Annotated in this window: 4 protein-coding genes; 1 reads left to right on the top strand and 3 read right to left on the bottom strand. The window is 58.4% G+C overall.

Features of this window, described 5'->3' with window-relative positions:
• Positions 1-154 precede the first annotated feature (154 nt).
• The 3 genes from L977_RS06850 to shiA form a co-directional block, all read right to left on the bottom strand.
• Positions 155-1927 carry an aminopeptidase P family protein gene (locus tag L977_RS06850; protein ID WP_047625419.1) on the bottom strand — a complete coding sequence of 591 codons (1773 nt, stop codon included), beginning with the start codon at positions 1925-1927 and terminating at the stop codon, positions 155-157.
• A gap of 19 nt (positions 1928-1946) precedes the next feature.
• On the bottom strand, positions 1947-3401 hold the full coding sequence (locus L977_RS06845; protein ID WP_014884456.1) for an AMP nucleosidase: 1455 nt from the start codon (positions 3399-3401) through the stop codon (positions 1947-1949).
• A 73-nt stretch (positions 3402-3474) separates the two neighbouring features.
• Complete coding sequence (gene shiA, locus L977_RS06840; RefSeq protein ID WP_047625417.1) at positions 3475-4788, bottom strand: shikimate transporter; 1314 nt, start codon at positions 4786-4788, stop codon at positions 3475-3477.
• A 190-nt stretch (positions 4789-4978) separates the two neighbouring features.
• On the opposite strand from shiA, the gene ldtA reads away from it, so the two are divergent.
• On the top strand, positions 4979-5818 hold an 840-nt coding region (ldtA, locus tag L977_RS06835), incomplete at its 3' end, for a L,D-transpeptidase (protein WP_047625415.1).

Raw genomic sequence — 5818 nt, 5'->3', positions numbered from 1 at the left:
GTCCAGTCAGAGGAGCCAAATTTAAAAAGCCTGCTTTTAAAGCAGGCTTTTTGCTTTTTAATCTCTGGAAGTATTGCCCGGTGGCGCTGCGCTTACCGGGCCTACTTGTTCCGTAGGCCGGGTAAGGCAAAGCCGCCACCCGGCAAAAGCCGCACTATCGAGCCAAACTAATCGGCGCCGTCGCCTCAACCAGCCACGGACGCGCTTCACTATTCACCAGCGGTGACAGCGCCTCGCGAACCTGCTGATGATATTCATCCAGCCACTGCTTTTCCTGCCCGGTCAACAGCTGCAATTCCACCTGGCTTAAATCAATCGGGATCAGCGTTAGCGAAGAAAACGTGCAGAACCCCGGGCGGCTTTCAACAATTTCCACCTGGTTTTCAATGCGGATACCGTGGCTGCCGCCCAGATAATACCCCGGTTCAATGGTCATGATATTGCCCGCCACCAGTGGCCAGGGGTTAACCTTTTTGGCGATGCGGTGTGGGTTTTCATGGATAAGAAGCTGATGCCCCACGCCATGTCCCGTGCCGTGATCGTAATCCAGCCCCATTTCCCACAGCGGACGTCGCGCGAAAGCGTCCAGCTGATGCCCGTGTATGCCGGATGGGAACTGCAGGGTTATCAGCGACAGAAAGCCTCTCAGTACGGCGGTATAATGCATACGCTGCCGCGGGGGAACATGACCCCAGGCAAGCGTGCGCGTGGCGTCAGTGGTGCCGTTAGTGTACTGACCGCCAGAATCATTCAGGTAAAAATGATCGTGGCCGATGGGTTTGTTGCTGGCCTCGCTGGAGTGATAGTGGCACATCGCCGCGTTGCTCGAAGAGGCGGAAATGGTCGCAAAGCTCTGCTCGATAAAGCCGGGCTGCTGTTTACGGAACGCGAGCTGTTGCGCCTGTACTTCGAGCTCGGTTAACGGATTTCCAGCCGATTCACGTCGCGGCACTTCACGGCTCAGCCAGGCCAGGAAGTTGACCCACGCGGCGCCGTCCTGGTGATGACATTCACGATACCCTGCCAGCTCGACCGGGTTTTTGGTGGCTTTCAGCAGGGTGATCGGATCGGTCTGCCAGACGATCTCCCCCTGGGGTTCAATGGCGAAGCGCAGGGCTACCGGTGCGGAATCGGCATCGACCATCACCCGTTTACCTTCCGCAATTTCTCGGCAGCGTTCGATAAAGGCGTCCTGTGGCGCAGTGGCGAGCGTGTTACGCACGGCTTCGGACAGGGCGCTGAGCTTAGTGTCGTTAACAAACCACTCCACGTGACCGTCGCGACGCAGCAGGACAAAAGAGAGCGGTACCGGGCTGGTGGGGATATCTGACCCGCGTACGTTGAGCAGCCAGGCAATGTTATCCGGTAGCGTAACCGCCAGATAATCAGCATTGTTCGCGGCCAGCACGGCGGCAACGCGCTGACGTTTGTCTTCGCTGCTTTCACCGCTTACCGCAACCGGCATTTCACGGATCGGCCCCGCCGGTGCGGCAGGACGATCGATCCAGAGCGTGTCAAACGGTGAGGCATTCAGCGGGACGAGCTCACACGGCGTGGCAGAAAGTTGCGTAAACTCGGTATTTGTCATCAGCAGTGGATCAAAACCGATGCGCGTGGCGGGCTCAACGTTTGCCGCCAGCCATGCTGCCAGCGGTTCATTGTGCAGATGATGAATTTCAATCTCATCCAGGTTGACCTGAACGCGGGCCTGCACCTGATAGCGCCCGTCGACGAACAGCAACGCCTTGTCTTTCAGAACCAGCGCCAGGCCAGCCGAGCCGTCAAAGCCCGTCAGCCAGGCCAGTTTTTCATCATACGGCGCGCAGTATTCACTCTGCCAGGCATCCGCGCGCGGGACGATCATCCCGTCGAGATGGTTTTCCTGAAGCCACCGGCGCAGGGCCGCTAAGGGTGATGAGGTGGACATGCATTTTCCTTAATAGTTATCAGCGGAACGGTGGCTCGTTGAAGGTACGCAACTTGCGGGAATGCAGTTTGTCACCTTCCGCGCGCAGCAAATCAATGGCACGAATGCCGATTTGCAGGTGTTCGGATATCGCCCCTTCGTAGAAGCGGTTGGCCTGACCCGGCAGCTTGATTTCGCCATGCAGCGGCTTATCGGACACGCAGAGCAAGGTGCCGTAAGGCACGCGGAAGCGATACCCCTGCGCGGCAATGGTGGCGCTTTCCATATCAATCGCCACCGCACGGCTCAGGTTGAACCGCAGCGCGGAGGCGGAGTAACGCAGCTCCCAGTTACGGTCATCGGTAGTGACCACCGTACCGGTACGCAGGCGCTGCTTAACCTCTTCACCGGGCATGCCGCTCACCTCTTTGGTGGCGTCATACAGCGCGCGCTGCACCTCAGCGATGCTCGGAATCGGAATATCTGGCGGCAGCACGGCGTCGAGAACGTGGTCGTCGCGTAAGTAGGCGTGGGCCAGCACGTAATCACCAATCAGCTGGCTTTCGCGCAGGCCGCCGCAATGGCCGATCATCAGCCAGACGTCCGGGCGCAGTACCGCCAGATGGTCGCAGATGGTTTTGGCGTTCGACGGCCCCACGCCGATGTTGATCAGCGTGATGCCCTGGCCGTCGGCGGTGATCAGGTGCCAGGCAGGCATCTGGTGCTTTTTCCATGCCAGGTCGGAAATGGCCTGCTCGGGCGCTTCAGTCTCTGCGGTGATCCAGATCCCGCCCGCACAGGAGAGCGCGATGTACGGGCTTTCCGGGTCAAGGATCTGGCTGCAGCCCCAGCGGACAAACTCATCGACGTAACGGGTGTAGTTGGTAAACAGCACGAACGGCTGGAAATGCTCGGCGGGCGTGCCGGTGTAGTGGCGCAGGCGTGCCAGCGAGAAATCCACCCGGCGGGCATCAAAGTGCGAGAGGGGAGAAAATTCTGCCGGGTGATAAATCCCGTCTGCCGTTTCATCGCCAATCTGTGAAAGCTCGGTGGTTGGGAAATGGCGGGTCAGTCCCGCGCTCATGGAACGATCAAGGGTTAGCGCCGAACCGTCAATCACGTAAGGATACGGGATCTCATGCTGTGAAGGTTCTACGGCAATGTGTGCGCCGTAATCCTGGTATAACAGCGTGAGTTGCTCTTCAAGATAAGGGCGGAATAGTGCAGGGCGGGTGACGGTGGTGCTGTAGCAGCCGGAGTGGGTAAAACGGGCATAGGCGCGGGTTTTTGGCGTCGTGCTGGCGCTACCGTCCCAGGTCACAGAGAGCGATGGATAAACAAAAAGGCCCTCACTTCTGGCCTTTTCGTCGGGAAGTTTCCCTGTTTCGATATATTCGCTGATGGCGCTGCGCAGCGCGTTGACGGACTGTTCATACAGTGCGTCGAGTTTTTCCAGCGCCTGAGCCGGGGTCAGGCTGGAGCCCTTATTATTCATCTCTGTCTCCTTGTTCCACAGGTGTGCGACTCTACCCGATAGTATGTCACACGCCTGTGAAACAAAAGGGAGATCAGCTGTGGCGCGTCTCTTTCATCAGTAGCGCCGTCGCCGCTGACAGCAGGCATCCAGCCAGCAGATAAATCGCCACGCTGTGCCAGTTTCCCCCGGAGAAGGTCACCAGCGCGGCGGCAATAAACGGCGTGAAACCGCCGCCGACCACGCTGGCAACCTGGTAGCCCACGCCCGCGCCGCTGTAGCGATAGCTCGCACCAAACAGTTCGGTAAACATCGGCTGCTGTACGCAGACCACCATATCGTGAGCGATGTTCGCGAGCATAATGGCGAAGAAGACAATCCAGAACACAGACTGCGCCTCCAGCGCCATAAAGAACGGCCAGGCGCTGAGGGTACCAATCAGCGCGCCGGTGATATAGACGCGACGGCGGCCAAATCTGTCCGCCAGCCAGGCGAAACAGGGGATAGTCAGGCAGCTGATCCCGCCGACCACCAGACCAATATTCAGGAATAGCTCACGCGGCAGACCGAGATTTTCAGTCGAGTAGTTCAGGGCAAACGCGGTGACGATGTACATCGTCAGCAGCTCACACAGGCGCAGGGCGATAATTTTCAGAAAAGCGCCAGGGTGCCGGACGAGGGCTTCCATAACCGGAAGGCGTTTTTTGACGGAAGGCTTTTCCTGCTGCTTTTCGAATTCTGCCGACTCCTCCATCCCATTACGGATCCACAGCGCGGCAATGACCAGCACGATGCTGAAGATAAACGGAATGCGCCAGCCCCAGCTCAGGAACTGCTCGTCGGTGGTGTAATGGCTGATGAGTGACACCAGCCCGGTCGACAGCAGCAGCCCCACGCCATATCCCACCTGTACGCCGCTGCTGTAGAACGCTTTCCGGTTTTTCGGTGCGCTCTCAACGGACAACAGCGCCGCACCGCCCCATTCGCCGCCTACGGCGAAGCCCTGGATGGCGCGCAGTATCACCAGCAATATCGGTGCCCACCAGCCAATGGCGGAAAACGAAGGGAGAATGCCAATCAGCGCGGTGGCAATCCCCATCATCCAGACGGTAAGCATTAGCATACGTTTGCGGCCCAGCCGGTCGCCGAAGTGGCCGAAGATCACCCCACCAAGCGGACGAAACAGGAACCCGACGCCGAAGGTGGCAAATGCGGCGAGGGTGCCCATCGCGGGGCTGACCTGGGGGAAGAATTCACGGTTAAACACCAGCGCGGCGGTGATACCGTAGAGCAGAAAATCATACCAGTCGACGACGGCGCCCGCGAAGCTGCCGAGGGCGGCGCGACGGGCACGATTGAGCGAAGGGGTCTCCTCGCCGGGTCGTTCGGAGATGAGGGTGGAGTCCATAGTTGTCCTGTCCATACTGATTTTAATTATTGGTATAAGAAAAGGTCACTCACATAGCAGCCGTCATATAAACGGAACCTATGAGACTACCGCGACAGGCAGCCCGTGCAAACTGATTTTATCTCCTGATGGGTAATGCAAAACGGCTACGCTATGCTTAACAAATAGCGAAGCGACTGAGGAAGGGAAGATGCGTCGTACAGAGGTGTTGGGTTGTCTTGCTGCATTACTGATCGGCCACAGCGTGCAGGCGGTGAGTTATCCCTTACCACCGACGGGCAGTCGTCTGGTGGGCAGCTCGCAGGTCATCACCGTGCCGGATCGCAATACGCTACCGCTTGAGGCGTTTGCCGCGCGCTACGGACAGGGCCTAAGCAATATGCTGGAAGCAAACCCGGGCGTGGATCCTTTTCTGCCTAAGTCCGGCACCCGGCTGGTGATCCCCCAGCAACTGATTTTGCCCGACACCGTCCGCGAGGGGATTGTCGTTAACGTGGCGGAAATGCGTCTCTACTATTATCCACCGGGCAGTAATACCGTTGACGTATTGCCCATCGGCATAGGTCAGGCCGGGCGTGAAACTCCGCGAAACTGGGTAACGGCCGTTGAGCGTAAGCAGGAAGGCCCCACCTGGTCTCCGACGCCGAATACGCGGCGCGCCTATGCGGCAGAGGGGAAAACGCTTCCGGCCTTCGTGCCCGCCGGGCCGGATAACCCGATGGGCCTGTATGCGATATATATCGGCAGGCTGTATGCGATTCACGGCACCAACTCGAATTTCGGTATCGGGCTACGGGTTAGCCAGGGATGTATTCGTCTGCGTAACGCCGATATCAAATATCTTTTCGATAATGTTCCCGTGGGCACCCGTGTGCAGATTATCGATCGCCCCGTTAAAGTGACGACAGAGCCGGACGGTAGCCGATGGGTGGAGGTTCACGAACCGCTATCACGCAATCGGGCGGAATTCGAGTCAACCCGAAAAGTGCCTCTGCCCATTTCGGCCGCGCAGCGGACACAGTTGATTAAC

Source organism: Enterobacter sp. ZOR0014 (assembly GCF_000798855.1).
Classification (GTDB): Bacteria; Pseudomonadota; Gammaproteobacteria; order Enterobacterales; family Enterobacteriaceae; genus Enterobacter; species Enterobacter kobei.
The sequence above is the reverse complement of the archived record's forward strand: the minus strand, read 5'-3'. Positions and strand labels throughout refer to the sequence as shown.